Annotated in this window: 19 protein-coding genes; 16 read left to right on the plus strand and 3 right to left on the minus strand. The window is 67.1% G+C overall.

What is annotated here, in order from left to right; all coding sequences use genetic code 11:
• Nucleotides 1-107 precede the first annotated feature (107 nt).
• From FVF75_RS04110 to FVF75_RS04185, 16 genes are all read left to right on the plus strand, one after another.
• The gene (locus tag FVF75_RS04110) at nucleotides 108-983 is read left to right on the plus strand and encodes a branched-chain amino acid ABC transporter permease (RefSeq protein WP_148376504.1); all 876 of its coding nucleotides are present in this window, start codon (nucleotides 108-110) and stop codon (nucleotides 981-983) included.
• Nucleotides 984-986: 3 nt separating this feature from the next.
• Nucleotides 987-2084 (plus strand): branched-chain amino acid ABC transporter permease, encoded by a 1098-nt coding sequence (locus FVF75_RS04115; RefSeq protein ID WP_148376506.1) that lies wholly within the window; start codon nucleotides 987-989, stop codon nucleotides 2082-2084.
• A complete protein-coding gene (locus tag FVF75_RS04120) occupies nucleotides 2081-2851 on the plus strand; it encodes an ABC transporter ATP-binding protein (RefSeq protein ID WP_148376508.1) in 771 nt (256 codons plus the stop codon). The genes FVF75_RS04115 and FVF75_RS04120 overlap by 4 nt, the downstream gene beginning before the upstream one ends.
• Nucleotides 2848-3609, plus strand: coding sequence for an ABC transporter ATP-binding protein (locus FVF75_RS04125; RefSeq protein WP_148376510.1), 762 nt, complete (start codon nucleotides 2848-2850; stop codon nucleotides 3607-3609). Before FVF75_RS04120 ends, FVF75_RS04125 begins: the two co-directional genes overlap by 4 nt.
• On the plus strand, nucleotides 3582-5438 hold the full coding sequence (locus tag FVF75_RS04130) for an AMP-dependent synthetase/ligase (protein ID WP_246137994.1): 1857 nt from the start codon (nucleotides 3582-3584) through the stop codon (nucleotides 5436-5438). The genes FVF75_RS04125 and FVF75_RS04130 overlap by 28 nt, the downstream gene beginning before the upstream one ends.
• A gap of 33 nt (nucleotides 5439-5471) precedes the next feature.
• Complete coding sequence (locus tag FVF75_RS04135; protein ID WP_148376512.1) at nucleotides 5472-6638, plus strand: ABC transporter substrate-binding protein; 1167 nt, start codon at nucleotides 5472-5474, stop codon at nucleotides 6636-6638.
• A gap of 55 nt (nucleotides 6639-6693) precedes the next feature.
• A complete protein-coding gene (locus FVF75_RS04140) occupies nucleotides 6694-7056 on the plus strand; it encodes a winged helix-turn-helix domain-containing protein (RefSeq protein ID WP_148376514.1) in 363 nt (120 codons plus the stop codon).
• 66 nt (nucleotides 7057-7122) lie between these two features.
• A complete protein-coding gene (modA, locus tag FVF75_RS04145; RefSeq protein ID WP_148376516.1) occupies nucleotides 7123-7884 on the plus strand; it encodes a molybdate ABC transporter substrate-binding protein in 762 nt (253 codons plus the stop codon).
• On the plus strand, nucleotides 7884-8576 hold the full coding sequence (modB, locus tag FVF75_RS04150) for a molybdate ABC transporter permease subunit (RefSeq protein ID WP_148376518.1): 693 nt from the start codon (nucleotides 7884-7886) through the stop codon (nucleotides 8574-8576). The genes modA and modB overlap by 1 nt, the downstream gene beginning before the upstream one ends.
• Nucleotides 8573-9664 (plus strand): molybdenum ABC transporter ATP-binding protein, encoded by a 1092-nt coding sequence (gene modC / locus FVF75_RS04155; protein ID WP_148376519.1) that lies wholly within the window; start codon nucleotides 8573-8575, stop codon nucleotides 9662-9664. The genes modB and modC overlap by 4 nt, the downstream gene beginning before the upstream one ends.
• A 97-nt stretch (nucleotides 9665-9761) precedes the next feature.
• On the plus strand, nucleotides 9762-10742 hold the full coding sequence (locus FVF75_RS04160; protein ID WP_148376521.1) for a KpsF/GutQ family sugar-phosphate isomerase: 981 nt from the start codon (nucleotides 9762-9764) through the stop codon (nucleotides 10740-10742).
• Nucleotides 10739-11530, plus strand: a complete 792-nt coding sequence (locus tag FVF75_RS04165) for a 3-deoxy-manno-octulosonate cytidylyltransferase (protein WP_148376523.1) — start codon at nucleotides 10739-10741, stop codon at nucleotides 11528-11530. Before FVF75_RS04160 ends, FVF75_RS04165 begins: the two co-directional genes overlap by 4 nt.
• Nucleotides 11527-12369, plus strand: coding sequence for a 3-deoxy-8-phosphooctulonate synthase (gene kdsA / locus FVF75_RS04170; RefSeq protein ID WP_148376525.1), 843 nt, complete (start codon nucleotides 11527-11529; stop codon nucleotides 12367-12369). Before FVF75_RS04165 ends, kdsA begins: the two co-directional genes overlap by 4 nt.
• Before the next feature lie 104 nt (nucleotides 12370-12473).
• Entirely contained in the window at nucleotides 12474-13697 is a 1224-nt protein-coding gene (locus FVF75_RS04175) for a glycosyltransferase (RefSeq protein WP_148376527.1), read from the plus strand.
• A 10-nt stretch (nucleotides 13698-13707) separates the two neighbouring features.
• The gene (locus FVF75_RS04180; protein ID WP_148376529.1) at nucleotides 13708-17409 is read left to right on the plus strand and encodes a capsular polysaccharide export protein, LipB/KpsS family; all 3702 of its coding nucleotides are present in this window, start codon (nucleotides 13708-13710) and stop codon (nucleotides 17407-17409) included.
• Nucleotides 17410-18483, plus strand: a complete 1074-nt coding sequence (locus tag FVF75_RS04185; protein ID WP_148376531.1) for a capsular polysaccharide export protein, LipB/KpsS family — start codon at nucleotides 17410-17412, stop codon at nucleotides 18481-18483.
• Nucleotides 18484-18574: 91 nt separating this feature from the next.
• On the opposite strand, the gene FVF75_RS04190 is transcribed toward FVF75_RS04185, so the two are convergent.
• The 3 genes from FVF75_RS04190 to FVF75_RS04200 form a co-directional block, all read right to left on the minus strand.
• A complete protein-coding gene (locus FVF75_RS04190) occupies nucleotides 18575-19567 on the minus strand; it encodes a tetratricopeptide repeat protein (protein WP_187392969.1) in 993 nt (330 codons plus the stop codon).
• Nucleotides 19568-19726: 159 nt separating this feature from the next.
• Nucleotides 19727-20170: a VOC family protein gene (locus tag FVF75_RS04195; protein WP_148376535.1), complete on the minus strand. Its 444-nt coding sequence runs from the start codon at nucleotides 20168-20170 to the stop codon at nucleotides 19727-19729.
• 54 nt (nucleotides 20171-20224) lie between these two features.
• Nucleotides 20225-21382, minus strand: a complete 1158-nt coding sequence (locus tag FVF75_RS04200) for an acyl-CoA dehydrogenase family protein (RefSeq protein WP_187392970.1) — start codon at nucleotides 21380-21382, stop codon at nucleotides 20225-20227.
• Between the last annotated feature and the right edge of the window lie 80 nt (nucleotides 21383-21462).

Below are 21462 nucleotides of genomic sequence, written 5' to 3' on the forward strand. Positions count from 1 at the left end.
GTTCGAAGCGGTGCTGTTAACTCATGGAAACTGGCCGAAAACCCGCCGTCAGATGCGGGACCGGCATGGTTCGGGAGGCGCGCGGCCTGGTCCGCGCGAAGAACTGCATGGAGATTTTCCAGCTTTTGATTGGCGGTCTCGCCAATGGCTGTATCTACGGGCTGGTCGCGCTGGGCTTTGTGCTGATCTACAAGGCCAGCGAAGGCGTGAATTTCGCCCAGGGCGACATGATGATGCTGGGCGCTTTCGTGGCGCTGGGGCTTGGCAATTCCGACCAGTTGGGCCTGCCGTTCGGCATCGCGGTGATCGTGGCGATGGTGCTGATGTTCGGCATCGGCTGGGGGATCGAGCGGGTGGTGGTGCGCCGCATCTTCGGCCAGCCGCAGTTCGCACTGGTGATCCTGACCATCGCGCTGGGTTTCGTGCTGCGGTTCGCCGCCGGGTCGATCTGGGGCTATTCGCCGCTGGTGCTGGAGACACCCTTCGCGGGGATGAATTTCCGCGTCGGCGGCGTGGTGATCGGCATGGCTGACATCCTGGCCATCGTGGTGACGCTGATCCTGACGCTGGGCCTGTGGGCCTTCTTCGCCTTCACCCGCATCGGGCTGGCCGCACAGGCGGCCAGTCAGAACCAGATGGCGGCCTATATCGTGGGCGTGCCGGTGATGCGGATCAACGCCTTGATCTGGGGGTTGTCGGGGACGGTGGCGACGGTGGCGGGCGTGCTCTATGCCGCCAAGGGCGCGATCGACCCCAACATCGGGCTTCTGGGCATCAAGGCGTTTGCCGCCGCGGTGATCGGCGGGCTTGGCTCGTTGCCCGGCGCGCTGTTGGGCGGGCTTTTGATCGGCGTGGTCGAGCCCATCGCGGCGCGTTACGCCCCCGGCGAGCTGGCGCAGATGTCGCCCTATATCATCATGCTGATCGTGCTGGTCACCCGCCCGGGCGGGCTGTTCGCGCAGATCCAGGCCAAGAAGGTCTGAGCCATGCGGGTTGTGTTCAAGACAAGCTATGACCCCGATATCGACCTGCACGATCACGCATGGAAACGCTGGGGCATCGCGCTGTTGCTCGCGGTCATGGCGGCGCTGCCGTTTCTGGTCGGGGACTATTACCTTGCCGAGGCGACCAACACGCTGATCTGGGCGCTAGCCGGGATGGGGCTGATGGTGCTGGTGGGCCATACCGGGCAGGTGTCGCTGGGTCATGCCGCGTTCCTGGCCATCGGCGCCTATACCGACGCGGCGCTGATGAACATCGGCTGGCCGTTCCTGTTGAGTTTTCCGGTGGCCGGTTTGGTGGCGGGCGTGTTCGGCGCGATCATCGCGGTGCCGGCGGTGCGGATGTCGGGTATCTACCTTGCCATCGCAACGCTCGCCGTGTTCGTGATCGTCGAGGAAATGGTGATCCTGCTGGCCCCGATCACCGGCGGCATCGGCGGCATCTTTGCCCCCACCATCGAGATCGCGGGCATCGGCTTCGACCGCTACGCCGCGCTCGACAACTTCTACTGGCTCTGCCTCGTCGTGGTGGCGCTGGTGACATGGGGCTATGCCAACCTGATGCGCAGCCCGACCGGGCGGTCGTTCCTGGCCGTGCGCGACAGCGAGGTTTCGGCCCGCGCGCTGGGCATCAACGTCACCCGCACCCGCGCGCTGGCCTTCGGGTTGTCGTCGGGCGTCACCGGGCTGGCCGGTGCGCTGATGGGGCATTACATCGGGTTCTTCAACTACGAGCTTTTTTCCATCTTCATCTCGATCAACCTGCTGCTGGTCGTCACCATCGGGGGCTTGGGTTTCATCCCGGGGGCGTTTTTGGGCGCCATCCTGATCACCGGCGTGCCGCAACTGATCTCGATCCTGCGCGACAGCGCCAATGCGACGCTGGGGATCGACCTGGGCGGCATTCCCGGCCTCGACACGATGGTGTTCTCGCTGATCCTGATCGGCTTCATCATCTACGAGCCGACCGGGCTCTATGGCCGCTGGCTGAAACTGCGGGTGTGGTGGGAGTTGTTCCCGCTGGCGCGGCGTGACATGTTCCGACGGCAAAAGACCTATCTCAAGACGGAGCGGATGCGATGAGCCTGCTCGCGGTCGAAGATCTGGCGATACATTTCGGCGGTGTCAAAGCCGTCGACGGCGTGTCGTTCGAGGTCGAGGCAGGCGAGGTCTTTGCCATCATCGGCCCGAACGGGGCGGGCAAGTCGACCATCTTCAACCTGATCTCGCGGCTCTATGAGCCGACGCGCGGGCGCATCCATTTCGACGGCGCCGACATCACCGCGCTCAAGGCGCACCAGATCGCGCCGCTGGGCATCGCGCGGACGTTTCAGAATATCGAGTTGTTCGATCATTCCACGGTGCTCGACAACCTTCTGATGGGCCGCCACATCCACCGGCGCACGAACTTCGTTCAGGACATCCTGTTCCTGCCCAAGGTGCGGCGCGAAGAGCGCGAGCATCGCCGCCGCGTCGAGGAGGTGATCGCGTTTCTCGAGCTTGAGCATTATCGCGGCAAGCACATCGCGGGCCTGCCCTACGGCGTGCGCAAGGTGGTCGAGATCGGGCGCGCGCTGGCGCTGGGGCCAAAGCTGATCCTGCTCGACGAACCCGCCTCGGGCCTGTCGGTCGAGGAAAGTCAGGACGTTGCGTTCTGGATCGAGGACATGCGCCGCGACATGGGGCTGACGGTGCTCATGGTCGAGCATGACATGGGGCTGGTCACGCAGGTCTCGGACCGGGTGCTGGCGGTGGCCAATGGCCGACCGCTGGCGTTGGGCACGGCGGCCGAGGTGCAGGCCGACCCGGAGGTGCAGGCGGCCTATCTCGGGACGGGGGACGCGGCATGAGCCTCTTGGAGGTGCGCAACGTCGAAACCTTCTACGGTGCCATCATGGCGCTGCGCGGTGTGTCCATCGACGTGGAAGAAGGCGAGATCGTCACCATTCTGGGCGCCAACGGCGCCGGCAAGACCACGCTGATGAAAACCATCGCCGGGCTGATGGACCCGGAAAAGGGCCAGATCACCTTTGACGGCACCCCGATCACCGGGCTGGAGCCGGACCGGATCGTGCAGAAGGGCCTGTCGCTGGTGCCCGAGGGGCGCGAGGTGTTTCCTTATCTGTCGGTCGAGGAAAACCTGCGTCTGGGGGCCTATACCCGCAAGGGCGGCCATGCCGAAGATCTGGCGCTGGTCTATTCCTACTTCCCGATCCTCAAGGAACGTCAGCGTCAGGCCGCAGGCTTCCTGTCGGGCGGGCAACAGCAGATGCTGGCGATCGGGCGCGGGCTGATGGCGCGGCCAAGGCTGATGCTGCTCGATGAACCCTCGCTGGGCCTGTCGCCGCTTCTGACCCAGGAGATTTTCGCCATCATCGCCCGGCTGAATGCCGAGCAGGGCGTCACCATGCTGGTGGTCGAACAGAACGCGCATATCGCGCTGGTGACCGCACATAAGGGCTATGTGCTGGAAACCGGGCGGATCGTGATGGCGGGCGACGCCGAGACCCTGCGCAACTCGGAGGACATACAGGAGTTCTATCTGGGCAAGAGCGAGGCGGGCCAGCGCGGCCAGAAACGATGGAAACGGCGCAAGACATGGAGATGAACCCGGTGACAGCCGAGCCGATCACCTTCGAGGGGCACGACACGGTCGTGAAGCTCTGGGCCGCGCGCTGCAAGGCCGAGGGCGCGGCGGTGGCGCATCGCGAGAAGGAACTGGGCATCTGGCAGAGCTATAGCTGGGACGATTATTACCGGGGTGCGCGGCGGATCGGGCTGGCGCTGATCGCCAAGGGCGTCGCGCCGGGCGAGCCGGTGCTGATCCTGGCCGAGGACCGGCGCGAATGGCTTTATATCGACCTCGCCTCTGCCGCCATCGGCGCGATCCCCACCGGCGTCTACACCACCGACAGCGCCACCCAGCTTGCCTATCTGGCGGGCGATTCCGGTGCGCGGGTGCTGTTTGTCGAGGATGACGAGCAACTCGACAAATGGCTGGCAGCGCGCGACCAGATGCCGGGGATCGAACTGGTGGTGGTGATCGAGCGCGAGGGGCTGGCGACGTTTTCCGACCCGCAGGTGATGTTCTTCGACGACTTCATTGCGCTGGGCGCCGACGAGGAACAAAAGCACCCGACCCTGTTCGAGGACCGGCTGAATGCGGTGCGCCCCGAAGACCCCCGGATGCTGATCTATACCTCCGGCACCACCGGCCCGCCGAAAGGCGCGGTGATCACCCATCGCAACGTGATCTTCCAGCTTGTCGCCGGGCGCGAGCTTCTGGATTTCCGGCATGACGACAACCTGTTGTGCTTCCTGCCGCTCTGCCACGTCTATGAACGGCTGGTGAGTTGCGAAAACCAGATCGCCAACGGCTGCACGGTCAATTTCGCCGAGAGCCCGGAAACCGTGTTCGAGAACCTGCAGGAGGTCAGCCCGGATACCTTCGCGGGCGTGCCGCGCATCTTCGAAAAGATGTATTCGCGGCTGACGATCATGCGGGGTGAGGCCACGGCAATCGGGCGCATCGCGTTCGACTGGGCCGTGGGTGTCGGCAGCCGCGTTGCCGAGGCGCGCGAGGAAGGCAGGGGCGTCGGCGGGTGGCTGAGAGTGCAGCACCTGCTGGCCGACTGGATGGTGCTGTCGAACCTGCGCCGGATGCTGGGGCTGGCCAATGCACGGCGCGTCAGTTCCGGGGCCGCGCCGGTGTCGCCCGACCTGATCCGCTGGTTCTGGGCCTTGGGCATCCCGCTGGCCGAGGGCTACGGCATGACCGAAACCACCGCCGTGACCAGCGTGAACGCGGTCGACGACAACCATATCGGCACAGTCGGCCAGCCGCTGCCGGGAGCCAGGCTGCGGATCGCGCCGGATGGCGAAATCCAGGTGCACGGGCCGCTGGTCTTTGCCGGTTACTGGAACAAGCCCGACAAGACCGCCGAGACCTTTACCGAGGATGGCTGGCTGCGCACCGGCGATGTCGGGCGGATCGACAACCAGGGCTTTCTGACCATCACCGGGCGGCTGAAGGACATCATCATCACCGCAGGCGGCAAGAACATCACGCCCGCCGAGATCGAAAGCCGGTTGAAGTTCTCGCCCTATGTCTCGGACGCGGTGGTGATCGGGGACGGGCGCAAATACCTGACCGCGCTGGTGATGATCGACCAGGAGAACGTCGAGAAATTCGCCCAGACCAAACAGATCCCGTTTTCCGACTTCGCCTCGCTGACCCGCGCGCCCGAGGTGGTGGAACTGATCGGCGAGGTGGTGGCCGATACCAACCGGGATTTCGCGCGGGTCGAGCAGATCAAGGATTTCCGGTTGATCGACATCCTGTTGACGGCCGAGGATGAGGAACTGACGCCGACCATGAAGCTCAAGCGGAATTATGTGAACGAACGCCACAAGGCGCTGATAGACAGTATGTATTGACCGGCGAACCGGTCGAATAGCAGGGAGGAAGACATGAAAACACTCAAGGCAATCGCCATGACGGCAACACTGGCGCTGGCGACGCCCGCACTGGCGCAGACGCCGGGCGTCTCGGACGACGAGATCAAGATCGGCGGCGGACATGACCTGTCGGGCATCTTCGCGCCGTTCTCGGTGCCCGCGGTGGCCGCAGCCCAGGCCTATTTCGCCAAGATCAACGCCGCCGGTGGCGTGCACGGGCGCAAGATCACCTATATCGTCGAGGATCACGGCTACCAGGTGCCCAAGGCCGCGCAGGCGGCGAACAAGCTGGTCAACAAGGACGAGGTGTTCGCGATGCTGCTCAGCCTCGGCACGCCGCATAACCTGGCGATGTTCCAGTTGATGGGGCCGCAAGGCGTGCCCAACATCTCGCCCCTGACCGCGGCACGCCAGATGGTCGAGCCGCTGGAGCCGTGGAAGTTCGGCGGCACCGCGTCCTATTACGAAGGGGTGCGCGCGACGCTGGAATACCTGGTCGACGAGGAAGGCGCGCAGAAGTTCTGCCTGATGATCCTGCCGACCGATTTCGGGCAGGAGATCGAGGCGGCAGTCAACGACATCGCCGAAGAGCGCGGGCTGGAAATCGGGGCCGAGGTCTCGCACAAGCCCGATGAAAGCGACTTCACCGGCGCGCTGGGCAAGGTCAAGGAATCGGGCTGCGACACCGTCGGGCTCGCGCTGGGCGTCAGCCAGATGATCAACGCGGTGGCGACCGCGCACAAGCTGGGCATGGATGACGTGCGCTTCGTGGTGTCGAGCGCGGGCTTTCACACCGTGGTGGCCAAGGGCCTTGCCGCGCAGGGCGTGATGTCCGGCGTCTATGCCGGCTCCGGCTGGCAGGATCTGGAAACCCGGCTGGACAATCCGGCGGTGCAGGAATGGGTGGCCGAATTCAAGGAAGCCACCGGCGAGGATTATCCCTCGACCGGCGCGGTCCTGGGCCGCTCGGCCGCCGAACTGCTTGTGCGGGCGCTTGAGGCCGCCGGGCCGGACCTCACGCGCGAGAACTTCATCGCGGCGTTGGAGAACCTGAACTATCGCGACGAGATCTCGGGCAATACCGTGACCTTCTCGGCCGATGACCATGAAGGCGCCGACGAGGTGTTCGTCTCGCGCATCAACAATGGCAGCTGGGAACTGGTGAAGACCGTCGAATAGACAAGACCGCGCGCGGGGCGGGTGCCTCGCCCCGCGCGACCCGTCAAGGAGCCCCATGACCGACACGCCGCAGTTCCGCATCCGGCTGGTGTTCGGCCCCGATGAGATGATCGGGCCGGGCAAGGCCGAGCTTCTGGAACGCATCGACCGCACCGGCTCGATCGCCGCGGCAGGGCGCGAGATGGGGATGAGCTACAAGCGGGCCTGGCAACTGGTCGAGGTGATGAACGCCATGTTCCGCGCACCGCTGGTGGACCGCACGCGGGGCGGGGCCAGGGGCGGCGGGGCGAACGTCACGGCCACCGGGCACGCGGTGCTGGCCGCCTACCGTGGCATCGAGTTTGAGGCGGCGCGCGCCGGTGAGCGTCACGTCGCCGAGATCAAGGCACTGATGCGCGATCCGGGCGGGGGCAGATAGGACTTGCCTAGCGGTCGCACCAAGACGATATTTCCGCGCAAACATATCGCCATGACAGGTGTGCCGATGCCCGCCCGACCCTTCCTTGTGTTCCTGGCCGTCGTGCTGGCGCTGCCCGCGATGGCCCGGGCCGACAGCCTGCTGGTCTTCGCCGCCGCCAGCACCCGCGACGCGATGGACGAGATCGCCACGCTGTTCGAGGGCGAGAGCGGCCATGACGTGACCTTTTCCTATGCCGGATCGTCGGTGCTGGCCCGCCAGATCCAGAACGGAGCGCCAGCGGATGTGTTCCTGTCAGCCAACACCGCCTGGATGGACGTGCTGGAGGAGGGCGGGCTGATCGCGGCGGGCAGTCGGCGCGATCTGCTCGGCAACACCCTGGTGCTGATCGCCCATGACCCCGAGGCCGCGCCCGTCGACCTTGCCGCCGGGGATTTCGCCACACGGCTTGGCGAGGGATATCTTGCGATGGCGCTGGTCGATGCGGTGCCTGCGGGCATGTATGGCAAGGCCGCGCTGGCGCATCTGGGGATCTGGGACCGTATCGCCGGGCAGGTGGCGCAGGCCGACAACGTGCGCGCGGCGCTGGCGCTGGTGTCAACCGGGGCTGCGCCGTTCGGCGTGGTCTATGGATCGGACGCGGTGGCCGACCCGGGGGTCAGCGTCGTCGCCACCTTTCCCGGGGACAGCCACCCGCCGATCACATATCCCGTCGCCGTCATCGCGGGGCATGACCGCCCGGCGGTCACGGCCTTCCTGTCGTTCCTCACCACCGAAGCCGCGGGCGCGGTGTTCGAGGCGCAGGGCTTTACCCTGCCGGGGCGCTGATGGGCTGGCTCGGACCCGAGGAATGGCAGGCGGTGGCGCTGTCGCTCCGGGTGTCGCTGGTGGCGACGCTGGTCAGCCTGCCGCTGGGCGTTTTCGTCGCGCATGCGCTGGCGCGCTGGCGGTTTCCGGGCCATGCGCTGTTGAACGGGCTGGTGCATCTGCCGCTGATCCTGCCGCCCGTGGTCACCGGCTACCTGCTGCTCCTGACCTTCGGCGCGCAGGGGCCGATGGGGCGGGTTCTGGAGGCGCTGGGCATGAGCATCGCCTTTCGCTGGACCGGTGCTGCGCTGGCGGCGGGGATCATGGCGTTTCCGCTGATGGTGCGCGCGATCCGGCTGTCGATCGAGGCGGTGGACCCCAGGCTGGAAGAGGCCGCCGCCACGCTGGGCGCGCCACGCGCGCGGGTCTTTGCCACCGTCACGCTGCCCCTGATCCTGCCCGGCGTGCTGGCCGGTGCGGTGCTGGCGTTTGCCAAGGCGATGGGCGAGTTCGGCGCGACCATCACCTTCGTGTCGAACATCCCCGGCCAGACCCAGACCCTGCCCTCGGCGGTCTATGCCTTCCTGCAGGTGCCGGGGCGTGAGGATTCGGCGATCCGGCTGGTGCTGGTCTCGGTCGCCATCGCGATGGCGGCCCTGGTCCTGTCGGAGCTGCTGGCGCGGCGGATGGCCAGAAGGGTGGCGGGCGGATGAGCCTCGAGGTCGCCCTGCGCCACCGGCTTGCCGGTCTTGCCCTCGATGTCGCATTCGACGCGCCGGCGGGGGTGACCTCGCTGTTCGGACGCTCGGGTGCGGGCAAGACCACGGTGATCAACGCCGTGGCCGGCTTGTTCCGGCCCGATCATGCCCGGATCGTGGCCGGGGGCGAGGTGCTGGCCGACAGTGACGCCGGTATCTGGCTGCCGCCGCACAGGCGCCGGGTCGGCTATGTCTTTCAGGAAGGCCGGCTGTTTCCGCATCTCGATGTGCGGCGCAACCTCGACTATGGCCGCCGTGCGTCGGGCGCGCCGCAGGATGCGGCGGGGTTCGACCGGGTGGTCGGGATGCTGGGCATCGGCGGGTTGCTCGACCGCCGCCCGGCCAGGCTGTCGGGGGGCGAGAAACAGCGGGTGGCGATTGGCCGCGCGCTGCTGATGCAGCCGCGCCTGCTCTTGCTGGACGAACCGCTGGCCGCGCTTGACGAGCCGCGCAAGGCCGAGATCCTGCCGTTCCTCGAGCGTATCCGCGACGAGGCCAGCGTGCCGATCCTGCATGTCAGCCATTCCGCCGCCGAGGTTGCACGGCTGGCCACCACGGTGGTGATGATCGACGCGGGGCGGGTCATCGCCAGCGGGCCTGCCAGCGTGGTCCTGAGCGACCCCAGCCTTGCGCCCACCGGGGTGCGCGCGGTCGGCGCGGTCCTGTCGGCGCGGGTGGTGGCGCATCACGACGACGGGCTGAGCGAGATCGACGCGGGCGGCGTGCCGCTGATGCTGCCGCGCGTCGCGCAGGCCCCGGGCACGGCGCTCAGGATCAGGATCGCCGCGCATGACGTGATCCTGTCGCGCGAGGTGCCGGTGGGGCTGTCGGCGCTGAACACGCTGGCGGGCACCATCGAGGCGATCCATACGGGCGAGGGGCCGGGCGCCATCGTCTCGGTCGCAACCCCGGCGGGGCACCTGCTGGCGCGGCTGACCCGGCGCTCGGTGACAAGGCTGGGCCTTGCGCCCGGCCAGCGATGCCACGCAATCCTCAAGTCCGTGGCCATCGCGCCCGAAGATGTCGGCACCGGGCCCGCGTGAACGCGCGGGCATGGACCCTGCCGAAAAACTTCACTAGAAATCAACCAACCGCTGCAACAAGGCCACATGTGGCATGAAAGCGAAGGATATATCCGATATGAAGGTCGCTCCGATCAGTCTGGGCAATGCCCGCACTGTTGTCGATACCGCGCGCAAGGTGCTTCAGACCGAGGCCAAGGCAATCTGGGATCTGGCCGAGATCCTGCCGCCCGATTTCGTCCCCGCTGTGCAGATGATCCTGTCGCGGCGCGGCCGGGTGATCGTGTCGGGCATCGGCAAGTCCGGCCATATCGCGCGCAAGATCGCGGCGACGCTGGCCTCGACCGGCACGCCCGCCTATTTCATTCACCCGTCCGAGGCCAGCCACGGCGACCTTGGCATGATCACCTCGGACGATCTGTGCCTCTTGATCTCGAATTCCGGCGAATCCGCCGAATTGCGCGACCTGATCTATTATTGCCAACGCTATTCGATCCCGCTGATCGGCATTTCCAAGCGCGACGGCTCGACCCTGATGCGCGCCGCCGATCTGCGCCTGACCCTGCCCGACGCGCCCGAGGCCTGCCCGATCGGGGTGGCGCCGACCACCTCGACCACGATGGCGCTGGCGCTCGGCGATGCGCTGGCGGCCTGCCTGATGTCGGCGCGGCAGTTCGAGAAAACCGATTTCGGCGTCTTCCACCCCGGCGGCAGGCTGGGCGCGGAAATGGCGACGGTGGCGCAACTGATGCACACCGGGGACAAGGTGCCGCTGGTCGAGGCTGAAACGTCGATGCGCGAAACCGTTCTGACGATCACCGAAAAGGGCTTCGGCATCGCCGGCGTGGTGCGCGGCGGCGCGCTGATCGGGGTCATCACCGATGGCGACCTCAGGCGGCGGATCGACGATCTGTTCGACCACACCGCCGGCGATATCGCCAGCCCGGCCCCCATCACCGTGGCCCCCGGGGATCTTGCCGCCAAGGCGCTGGCGATCCTCGAACACCATGCGGTCAGCGCGCTGATCGTGGTGGACGGTCCGCACGGGCCGGTGGGCGTTCTGCACATGCACGACCTGTTGCGCGGGGGGATCGCGTGAAGACGGCCATCATCGTCCCCGCGCGCTATGCCTCGTCCCGCTATCCCGGCAAACCGCTGGCCGAACTGCGCCTGCCGGACGGGAGCCGCAAAAGCCTGATCCGCATGAGCTGGGAGGCGGCGTGCCGTGTGCCGGGCGTCGATGGCGTGTTCGTGGCGACGGATGACGACCGGATCAAGGACGCCGCCGAAGGCTTCGGGGCCGATGTGATCATGACCGATAGCGCCTGCGAAAACGGCACCGCGCGCTGCGCCGATGCGCTGGCGCGGGCCGGGATTGCACCCGAGATCGTGGTGAACCTGCAAGGCGACGCGCCGCTGACGCCGCCGGATTTCGTCTCCGCCCTGATCGAAGTGTTGCGCGCCGACCCCGAGGTGCAGGTCGCCACGCCGATCCTGAAATGCGACCGGGCGAAATACGACGGGCTGATCGCGGACCGCAAGAATGGTCTGGTCGGGGCCACCACGGCGGTGCCCGACCATCATGGAGATGCGCTCTATTTCTCCAAGGAGGTGATCCCGTGGCTGCCCGCCGATGTCGCCGCCAGCGACGACATCCCGGTGTTTCACCATGTCGGCGTCTATGCCTACCGCCCCGCCGCGCTGGCGGCCTACCAGGGCTGGCGGGTGTCGCAGCTTGAGGTGCTGGAGGGGCTGGAGCAGCTTCGTTTCCTTGCCAACGGCATGAAGGTGCGCTGCGTCGAGGTCGCGGGCCAAGGCCGGCAGTTCTGGGAGCTGAACAACCCGGGCGACGTCGCCCGCATCGAAGCGGCGCTGGAGGCGGGATGAGCAAGACGCGACAGATCGGGATCGGCAACGTGATGCTGGGCGGCGACGCCCCGGTCGCCTTCATCCTCGGCCCCTGCCAGCTTGAAAGCCTCGCACACGCGCGCATGATGGCCGAGCGGATCACGGAAGCCTGCGCGCCCTCGGGTGCGCGGTTCATCTTCAAGGCGAGCTATGACAAGGCCAACCGCTCGTCGATCGGCACCGAGCGCGGGCTGGGCATCGACGAGGGCCTCACGATCCTCGCGAAAATCCGCGATGAATTCGGCGTGCCGGTGCTGACCGATGTGCATGAACCCGGCCAATGCGCCGTGGCGGCCGAGGCGGTGGACGTGTTGCAAATCCCCGCCTTTCTGTGCCGCCAGACCGACCTTCTGCTCGCCGCGGGAGAAACGGGTGCTGCGGTCAACGTCAAGAAGGGGCAGTTCCTTGCGCCCTGGGACATGGGCAATGTCGCCAGCAAGCTCGCCAGCACCGGCAACGAGCGCATCATGCTGTGCGACCGGGGCACCAGTTTCGGCTACAACACGCTGGTCAGCGATCTGCGCGGCCTGCCGATCATGGCGGGCACCGGCTGGCCGGTGGTGTTCGACGCGACCCACTCGATCCAGCAGCCCGGCGGGCAGGGCACGACCAGCGGCGGCGAGCGTGAATTCGCCCCGGTGATGGCGCGCGCGGCGGTGGCGGTGGGGGTTTCGGCGGTGTTCATCGAAACCCACCAGGACCCCGACAACGCCCCCAGCGACGGGCCGAACATGATCCCGATCAGCGAACTGGCGGGGCTGATCGACGCGCTCACCCGTTTTGACGCGCTGACGCGTGAGCTGTCGCTGAAACCCTGAACCGGCGAACCGAATCTTAACCAAACACCTGCAAGAGTCGCAGCCAGAACAGAAGCCCGGGGGCGGCGCGCGCGCGGCCCGTCGGCACAGGCGACGGAGGCATCATGCAGGTTACCACCCAGTTTACCGATACCACCCCGGTGATCCTGCCCGGCCCGGTCGCGCCGATGCGGATCGGCTTTTTCGTGCCTTGGATCACCAAGGGGCGCGGCGGCACCGAACACGTCGGGCAGATGATGGCCAACGCGATGGCGGCGCGCGGCCATGACGTGACGGTCCTGACTTTCGACGATGCCCGCGGCCCGGCGCTCTGGCCGCTGGATGACGGGGTCGACCTTGTGCACCTGCCCGAGGCGGAAACGGCGGCGGCGGATCAGAGGATGGCGATCGAGGTCGCCAGCCGCAACCTGGGCGTCCTGGTCGGGCTGCACATGAACCGGGGCTTTGCCCGCTACGTGCGCTGCGCCACCAAGGCCGGGCTGCCGCTGGTCCTGTCCGAACATGCCGACCCGGCCGGTCCGGCGCAGCTTGGCACCTTTTCGCCCGAGGAGCGCGGCGTGGTGTTCTTCGGCGCCACCCTGATCCACCTGCTGGGCGACCCCTTTCGCGCGACGCTGGACGAGCACTTGCAGGACCGTATCCGCGTCGTGCCCAACACCATCCGCCCGCCCAAGGGGCAGGCGCAGGCGGGCAAGCGGGCGGGGCAGAAAACGCTGCTGGCGGTGGCCCGGCTGGTGCCGCCCAAGAACATGTCGCGCCTGATCGAGGTCTTTGCCCGCCTCGCCCCCGACCACCCCCACTGGAGCCTTCGCATCGTCGGCGACGGGCCGCAAAGAAAGGCGTTGGCGCGGCAGGCGAAACGCACCCGGCTGGGCGACCGCATCACGCTAACCGGCGCGCTCGACGATCCCTATCCGGCCTACGAGGCCGCGCAGCTTTTCGTCACCGCCTCGGTCCACGAGGCCTTCGGGCTGACCGCCTGCGAGGCGTCGGCGCATGGCCTGCCGGTGGTCGGATATGCCGCCTGCAACGGGCTGCGCGGCCAGGTGGTGCATGGCGAGACAGGGTGGCTTGCCGCTGGCGGTGCGGCCACCGGAACGCTGGCGGATGACCTGTCGATGCTGATGCGCGACGACGCCCTGCGCGGGCGTATGGGCCACGCCGCCCGCGCCCGCTACCAGACCCACTACGCCCCCGAACCGGTGCATGCAGCCTGGGAGCGGATGATCGCGGAGGCCGCCGCAAATCGCCCGATCCACCGCCGCCCCAGCCCGCAGAACATGGCCGCCGTGCGCCTGTGGGACCTGGTCTGGCGCGGCGCGGCATAGGCGGGCAGACATGAAAGATCACGCGACAATCCACCGCCGTTTCTCGGCCCACCTCGGCACCGCCGATCACGCCCCCGCACGCGATATCCGCCAATACGTGCTGTCGCTGCGGTCGCGAAAGGTTGGCTTCGGCCTGATCGCACCGACGCTCGACACACGCTTCGGCGCCAACCTGCGGCGGCTGTTTCCCAACGCCCGCCCGGTCGACGCGCCGGACTTCGCGGCAAGCGAGGTGTTCTTCGCTACCGGCACCCAGTTCCCCGACCCCGCGCATAGCCACAAGGGCGGCGCGCGGCTGTTCGCGAACCTGCCCGAGGGGCGCGAGGTGATCTTTTTCGAGCCTGCCTTTCTCGCCACCACCCACAACTGGGCCAGGGGCTTTCGCGACGACGATCCGGCCAAGGCCTGTCTTGGCTATGTCTACGACGACCTTGGCTATTACTTCATGGCCGACCGCCCCAACCGCCTGACCGGATGGCTGAACGGCGACACCGACCTGACCGGGGCCGAAACCAAACGGGCCCGCGCCCTGATCGACCGCATCGCCACCCGCCGGATCAGCAAATACAACGACCAGCCGATGCGCGCCCCCGCGATGACGCAAGGCTATCCCCGGCGCGTGCTGGTGGTCGACCAAGCCTATGCCGACGCCTCGACCGTTCACGGCAAGGTCGGCGAGGCCGAGTTCGAGCGGATGCTGATCGCGGCCCTGACCGAGAACCCCGAGGCCGAGGTGCTGGTCAAGACCCACCCCGACACCGCCACCGGCGGCGCCGGGCGCACCGGGTTCTATACCCACCTCGAAAGCACCGGGCGGGTGCGGGTCCTGAAAGATCCGGTCAACCCCTTCGCGCTGTTCGAGCATGTCGACACCGTCTATGTCGGGACCAGCCAGATGGGGCTCGAGGCGCTGTTCGCCGGGCTTAGGGTGGTCTGTTTCGGCGCGCCCTTCTATGCCGGCTGGGGCCTGACCGACGACCGCCAGCCGGTGCCGCATCGCCAACGCGCCCGCAGCCTGGAAGAGCTGTTTCACGCCTTCTACGTCTGGTATTCGATCTATCACGTGCCCGGCTGCGACGTGCCCAGCCGCGTCGAGGACGCGCTCGATTTCATCGAGGCGCAAAGGCCCGTGACCCTGCCCGTCACCCGGGCCGAGGCAGACGCGCCGCCGAAGGTTTCGGTCATCATCCCGGTGCACGGCGTCGCCGGGTTCCTCGACCAATGCCTTGCTTCGGTCCAGCGCCAGAGCCTGCGCGAGATCGAGATCATCCCGGTCAACGATGCCAGCCCGGACGGGTCGCAGGCGATCATCGACCGGCGTGCCGCCGACGATCCGCGCATCCGCCCGATGGTGCTGCGCGACAATGTCGGACAGGGCTTTGCCCGCAACGCCGGGCTGGCGGCGGCGCGCGGCGATTTCGTCTGGTTTCTCGACGGCGACGACTGGCTGGACAATCCCGACCTGCTCCGCCGCGTTCACGACCTTGCCTGCGCCGAGGGCAGCGACATGGTGCGCGCCAAAAAGGCGTTCGAGGCGCTGTGCGACGAGACCGGCGCGGTGACCGGGCGACGCCCGGATGCGACCGAGCGGTTCTTTGACACGCCGGTTGCGCGCACCACCTTCGAAGACAGCCCCGATCTGCTTCACAATCGCCACCACTGGACCTGGCTCTATCGCCGTGCCTTCCTCGACGATAACGACATCCGTTTCGTCACCCCGCAGTGGGAAGAGCGCGCGTTCCTGACCCGCGCGCTGGTGCGGGCAAAGGTGATCAGCATATCCACCGTGCCCGGCCCGGCCTACCGGGTGCGGCCGGGGTCGACCGCACGGCGGCACAAGACCGCGCGCGATTTCGATCATATGCTGACGAATTTCACCCATTCCGCCGAGGCGTTGATCGAGGTGGGGGCCCACAGGCGCGACGATCCGCTGCGCCACCACCTCGCCTATACCGCCACCCAGTTCCTGCACCATATGTTCGTCGGCCCGGCCTGGCGCCAGCAACGCGGCACGCCGGACCGGGTGGTGTTTCTGAACACCGCCCGCGCGCTCCTGCTGCGTTGCGATGTCAGGCCCCGCGATGTCGTCACCGCCGCGCCCAACCTGCCTGAACCGCTGGTCGAGGCGGGGGCCTACCCGCTGCTCGCCGCGGCGATCCGCGCCGGGCGCGCCGACCTTGTCGACGTTGCCATCGACGCCGCCCCGGTGCCGCAGGACGTGGTCTATGAAACCGCACTCACCGTGCCCGCATCGCCGGACGAGGCCGATCTTCAGGCCGCGCTCAACACCTACGCCCGCAACGAACGCATCCGCCGGGTCGCGCCCCGTCGCCTGCAACCCCGGCGCAAACCGCGCATCGTCGTTCATATCGGCACCACCAAGACCGGCACCACGTTCCTGCAAAACCTGATGGAACAGAACCGCCCGGCGCTCTTGCGCGCCGGCGTCTGGTATCCCGAGGTCGGGTTGTTCTGGCAGGCCGGGCGTCCGCACAAACAGGCAGGGCATTCCGAATTCACCCCCGCCGCGGTGCATGGCCGCCCGGCCCTGCGCGACCATATCGAGGCGGGGCTGGCCCATATGCGGGGCCGCATCCACACCATCGTGCTGTCGTCCGAGGCCTTCTTTCTGCACGACCGCGCGCCGGAAATCGCCAGTTACCTCGAGGGCTACGAGGTTGAAATGGTGGTCTACCTGCGGCGTCAGGACGAATGGGCCAATGCGCAGTATTGCGAATTCGTGGCCGGCGGTGCCATCGGGCGGGTGGACGCGCCCATCGGCGACTGGCTGGACGAGGCCCGGACCCGCGCCCGGCTCGACTACCGGCGCGTCCTCACCGCCTGGGCCGAGCGGATCGGGCATGAAAACCTGCACGTGCGCGTCTATGAGCCGGAGCAGATGATCGCGGGCGACCTTGTGGCCGATTTCGCCGCCACCACCGGGCTAGGGATTCTGACCGACCTGCCGCGCCCCGACCGGGCCGAGGCCAATGGCGCGCGGCTGGCCGGGCCGCATGTGGAACTGATCCGCAGCTACAACGCCCGGCCTTTCCCGAACCGCGCGGCCTATTTCCGGTTCATCGAAGAGGCGACCGAGGCGCTGGCTTCCTATCGCGCGGACCAGGGGCTGGCGATGCCGAAACCCTGGGTGATGCCGCCCGCCACCGCGGCGCAGGTGATGGCGGACATGGCCGAGGCGAATGCCGGGATCGCGCGCGATTACCTGGGGCGTGAGGACGGGGTGCTGTTTCGTCAGCCTCCCCGGATGCCCGAGGACACCACGCTGACCGCGGATGAAATCTCGATCGTGGCCGAGTGCTACGGCCGTCACGCGCCACCGCCCGAACCGCGCGCCGCGCCGGAGCCGACCGGGGCACGCAGCGCGGCCTACGGCCTGTTCGGCTGGCGGCTCTGGCTGCTGACGCCGCTGATCGCGCTGGCCTATGCCCGGCTGGTCAACGCCGAAGACCTTGCCGATTTCCTGCGCGCACCGGCCACCCATGCCCATCGGTACTGGCGCGCCAGCCATCCCCGCCTGACCCGCTGGCTCTATCCCGGGCCGCGGGCGGGGCCGGTGCGCCGGGTCTGGCGGCTGCCCTTGCGGATTCCGCGCGGCGTTCGGCCCGCCGATACTGGTGCAATGACGACACCCGCTCACACCCAACCGACCACGCGCCCGTCCGCCAGGCTAAGCCGGAGGGGGGCGCTCTGAATGGCCGCGCCGCGACCGGGCCGGGTGGCAGATGTGGTGCTCGAAGTGCCGGCGGGCTGGTTTCGCAGCCCGCTGGACGGAGACCGCCACCGCCGCCTCTACGTATCGCTGCTGGTTGCGCTGAGCGAGCTTGACGTGATGGTGCAGCCGCTGGCGCTGCCCTACGGCGCCGATACCGCGCCGCGCAACCCGGCGCCGGGGCAGGTGATCGTCAGCTATCATTCGCGCGGCCCGGCGGGGGATGTGCTGCGGCTCAAGGAAAGCTACCTGCCGCCGTATTACACCGTCGACCGATTGGGCTATTCCGGGTTTTCGGAACTGGCGACGGCACCCGAGCGGTTCGCACCGCAGATCGCCGCGATGCCGCTGGACGACGTGCGCGAGATGTTGGGCAAGCTCCGGCGCGAGGTGATCGACGCCAACCTGTCGAAATACCCGCAACCCGAGACGCCCGGACCCGACGTGCCGGGTCGCTATGTCTTCATGCCGCTGCAGACCATGAACGACCCGGTGGCGACGCTCTGGCGGCTCGATCCGTTCGATGTGCTGCGCTGTCTGTTGCAGATTGCCGGCGAGGACGGGCCAAGCATCGTGGTCAAGCGCCATCCGCTGTGCAAGTCGCGCCGGGTCGCGCGTGAACTGGCCGACCTGTCCGCCGCCCATGACAAGCTGAGCGTCGCGGAGACCTCCGTGCACCGGCTGATCGCGGGGGCCACGGCGGTGGTTGGCGCCAATACCGGCGTGTTGTTCGAGGCGCTGATCCACCGCAAGCCCGTCGTCAGCTTCGGCGGTTCGGACTTCGCCAGTGCCACGACGCAGATCGCATCGCTCGACGCCCTCGCCCCGGCGCTGGCGGGCGAGGGGGCACCGCGCGCCGAGGACCGTGACCGCTTTCTCGGCTGGTATCTTACACGCCATTGCCTGCGCGCCGACGATATCCCCGAAATCAAGCGCCGGATCGAGGCGGCGATGAAAGAGGCCGGCGCGCGGCGCCGCCCGGGCCGGGCAACCCGCCGCCACTGGCTGCGCGCCTTCGGCCTGGTCGAGGAAACGCGTCGCATTCTCAAGACTTGAGCGCGACGGGCCGGGGCGGGCGGCGCGATGGACCGGTGCGGGCTCACGCGGTCGTGGCGTGCGGCTGCCGCAAGCGACTGAACCGATCGTATCAGTCCGGTGACGGGAGATTCTTGCCGCAATCGAGAAGGTGGACCGTTCGGCACCGTTCAAATTCGGCATCCACTTGCGCCAGTGTCGATGGCGCAAGACTGCCCCGGATTTTTTCAGCATGGGGCTGGAGGTCCGACCGACCGCGGTCGCGTCCAAGTTCATACCACAGCAGTGCGCGCGGGAGATCCACCGGCCCGCCTTGACCTTGCTCGTACATGATGCCGAGTGACCGAGGGGCGTCCTTGTCGGCCCACCGTGCTGCCTTTAGGAACAGCGCGCGCGCCTTGACCAAATCGGCCTCCACACCGTGCCCGCGGTAGTACAGGATGCCCAGCATGTGAATCGCCGGGGGATACATCTGATCGGCCGCGAAGCTGGCGTATTCGAGCGCCTTGGCATGATCGAGCGGCAGGGCGTCCCCCTGGTAGTGAAACCGGGCCAGCAGATCGTAGGAACCGGTCTTGCCGCGCTCGGCCGCGGCGCGGATCAGGCGAACCGCTTCCGCCATGTCCCGTTCGACGCCCTCGCCCCGATAGTACATGAGGCCCAGATTCTCCATCGCTGCCGCGTTCCCGGCGTCTGCGGCCAATCGAAACAGCCGCACCGCCTCCGCGTCATCTTCCGCGACAGCCAGGCCCATGTTGTACATCACGCCCAGATTGTTGGTGGCGCGGGTATTCCCCTTTTCCGACGCGGTAGACAAATAGCCGAAAGCGCGATCATGGTCCGGTTCGACGCCCCAGCCTTCGAACAGCAGCAATCCGATCACGCTTTGCGCCTGGGTATGCCCGGTGTCCGCGTACGGTTCGAGAATCTCGTAGGCCGTGCCGTAGTCGCCGCGGTTAAAAGCGTCTACTCCGTCATTGTAGTCCTGAGCCTGAGCCATCCCGGAATGGGTCAGCAGAATAAAGGCGGTCAGGAATGCGCGCAGGCCATTCTGATAGAACCTGTGGATATCGCGGCGTGGAACGGCTTGTGACTTTTCTGGCATGCCAACTCTTTCACGGCGCCGGGACGAGCACCGGCAGCAGCCGCCAAACACTAACATCCGGGCCGGAATTCGGTCAACAAATGCGCCGGCAACATCACAGGTACGTTCCGATCCGAGAACCGAGCCGGGCGCTATCGCATTGAAGGCAGGAGGCGCCGCCTACCAGCTTCCCACGTTCGGCATCGACACCCAGGGCTCGACCGGATCCAGCGCGTCGCCCTCCTGCAGCAATTCGACCGAGACGTTGTCGGGCGACTTGAAGAACGCCATGCGCCCGTCGCGCGGCGGCCGGTTGATGGTGACGCCCGCATCCATCAGCCGCTGGCAGGTGGCGTGGATGTCATCGACCCGGTAGGCCAGATGCCCCCAGCTTCGCCCGGTTTCCAGCACTTCGTCGCTGTCCCAGTTCCAGGTCAGCTCCAGTTCCGGCGCCTGGGTCGCGCGGGCCGTGCCCTCGTCGGCGGGGGCGGCCAGGAATACCAGCGTGAACTTGCCTTCGGGCACCTCGGTGCGGCGGATCTCGACCATGCCGACCTTGCCGACCCAGAAATCGAGGCTTTCCTCCAGGTTCGACACCCGGATCATCGTGTGCACATATCTCATGGCATCCTCCTTGTTTGCCGCGACCCTACGCCCGGGCATCGCGGATGCAACCCGTCAGACATCCATTGAGCGCGCGATCAGTTCCTTCATGATCTCGTTGGTGCCGCCATAGATGCGCTGCACCCGCGCGTCGGCATAAAGCCGCGCGATGGGGTATTCCCACATATAGCCGTAGCCGCCGTGCAGTTGCAGGCATTCGTCCATGACCTGCCCCTGCACCTCGGAGCCGTAATACTTGGCCATCGAGGCGGTCGGCGCGTCGAGATCGCCGGCGATCAGCCGGGCGATGCAGTCGTTGATGAAGGCGCGAAGCACCTCGGCCTTGGTCTGGCACTCGGCCAGCTTGAAGCGGGTGTTCTGGAAATCCATCACCCGCTGTCCGAACGCCTTGCGCTCCTGCACGTATTTCACGGTTTCCTCGATCGCGAAGTCGATCGCGCCAAGTGCCTGGATGCCGATCAGCAGACGTTCCCACGGCAGTTGCTTCATCAACTGGTAAAAGCCCTGGCCCTCTTCGGTGCCCAGCAGGTTGGCGGTGGGAACGCGCACATCCTCATAGAACAGCTCAGCGGTGTCGTTGCCCTTCAGCCCGAGTTTCTTCAGGTTCCTGCCGCGCCGGAACCCCTCGGCCTTGTCGGCCTCGACCACGATCAGGCTGACGCCCTTGGCCTTGGCCTCGCGGTCGGTCTTGGCCACCGTGATGATCAGGTCGGCGGTCTGGCCGTTGGTGATGAAGATTTTCGAGCCGTTGATCTTGTAGTGGTTGCCGTCCTTCTCGGCGAAGGTGCGCACCGCCTGCAGGTCGGACCCGGTCGAGGGTTCGGTCATCGCGATGGCGCCCACGATCTCGCCCGTGACCAGCCCCGGAAGCCATTTTGCCTTTTGCTCGTCCGAGCCGTAGTTGGCGATGTAATGCGCCACGATCGACTGGATGCCGTAGCCCCAGCTGGCATCGCCCTTGCGCGTCTGTTCATAGAGCGCGACCGAATCGAACCCCAGATCGCCACCCGATCCGCCGTAATCCTCGGAGATCGAACCGCCCATGATTCCGGCCGCACCCGCCTTGGTCCAGAAATCGCGGTCGACGATGCCCTGTTCGATCCAGCGCTCCGAATGCGGCACCATCTCGTCCTCGTAAAAGCGCCCGACCATCTCGGCGAACATCCGGTGTTCGTCCTCGGCCCAGCTTGCGGTCTTGGTGATCAGGCTCATGTCGTCCTCCCGTCGAAGTGTTCGGGGCGACTATACTGCCCCTCGCGAGACCTGCGGATCATAACGTCGCGTTAGCCGAA

It is taken from the genome of Maritimibacter fusiformis (assembly GCF_008086115.1).
Taxonomy (GTDB): domain Bacteria; phylum Pseudomonadota; class Alphaproteobacteria; order Rhodobacterales; family Rhodobacteraceae; genus Muriiphilus; species Muriiphilus fusiformis.

Coding starts and splice junctions, on each gene's coding strand:
- FVF75_RS04110 (WP_148376504.1), top strand. CDS start 108: ATGGAGATTTTCCAGCTTTTGATTGGCGGTCTCGCCAATGGCTGTATC.
- FVF75_RS04115 (WP_148376506.1), top strand. CDS start 987: ATGCGGGTTGTGTTCAAGACAAGCTATGACCCCGATATCGACCTGCAC.
- FVF75_RS04120 (WP_148376508.1), top strand. CDS start 2,081: ATGAGCCTGCTCGCGGTCGAAGATCTGGCGATACATTTCGGCGGTGTC.
- FVF75_RS04125 (WP_148376510.1), top strand. CDS start 2,848: ATGAGCCTCTTGGAGGTGCGCAACGTCGAAACCTTCTACGGTGCCATC.
- FVF75_RS04130 (WP_246137994.1), top strand. CDS start 3,582: ATGGAAACGGCGCAAGACATGGAGATGAACCCGGTGACAGCCGAGCCG.
- FVF75_RS04135 (WP_148376512.1), top strand. CDS start 5,472: ATGAAAACACTCAAGGCAATCGCCATGACGGCAACACTGGCGCTGGCG.
- FVF75_RS04140 (WP_148376514.1), top strand. CDS start 6,694: ATGACCGACACGCCGCAGTTCCGCATCCGGCTGGTGTTCGGCCCCGAT.
- modA (WP_148376516.1), top strand. CDS start 7,123: ATGCCCGCCCGACCCTTCCTTGTGTTCCTGGCCGTCGTGCTGGCGCTG.
- modB (WP_148376518.1), top strand. CDS start 7,884: ATGGGCTGGCTCGGACCCGAGGAATGGCAGGCGGTGGCGCTGTCGCTC.
- modC (WP_148376519.1), top strand. CDS start 8,573: ATGAGCCTCGAGGTCGCCCTGCGCCACCGGCTTGCCGGTCTTGCCCTC.
- FVF75_RS04160 (WP_148376521.1), top strand. CDS start 9,762: ATGAAGGTCGCTCCGATCAGTCTGGGCAATGCCCGCACTGTTGTCGAT.
- kdsA (WP_148376525.1), top strand. CDS start 11,527: ATGAGCAAGACGCGACAGATCGGGATCGGCAACGTGATGCTGGGCGGC.
- FVF75_RS04175 (WP_148376527.1), top strand. CDS start 12,474: ATGCAGGTTACCACCCAGTTTACCGATACCACCCCGGTGATCCTGCCC.
- FVF75_RS04180 (WP_148376529.1), top strand. CDS start 13,708: ATGAAAGATCACGCGACAATCCACCGCCGTTTCTCGGCCCACCTCGGC.
- FVF75_RS04185 (WP_148376531.1), top strand. CDS start 17,410: ATGGCCGCGCCGCGACCGGGCCGGGTGGCAGATGTGGTGCTCGAAGTG.
- FVF75_RS04190 (WP_187392969.1), bottom strand. CDS start 19,567: ATGCCAGAAAAGTCACAAGCCGTTCCACGCCGCGATATCCACAGGTTC.
- FVF75_RS04195 (WP_148376535.1), bottom strand. CDS start 20,170: ATGAGATATGTGCACACGATGATCCGGGTGTCGAACCTGGAGGAAAGC.
- FVF75_RS04200 (WP_187392970.1), bottom strand. CDS start 21,382: ATGAGCCTGATCACCAAGACCGCAAGCTGGGCCGAGGACGAACACCGG.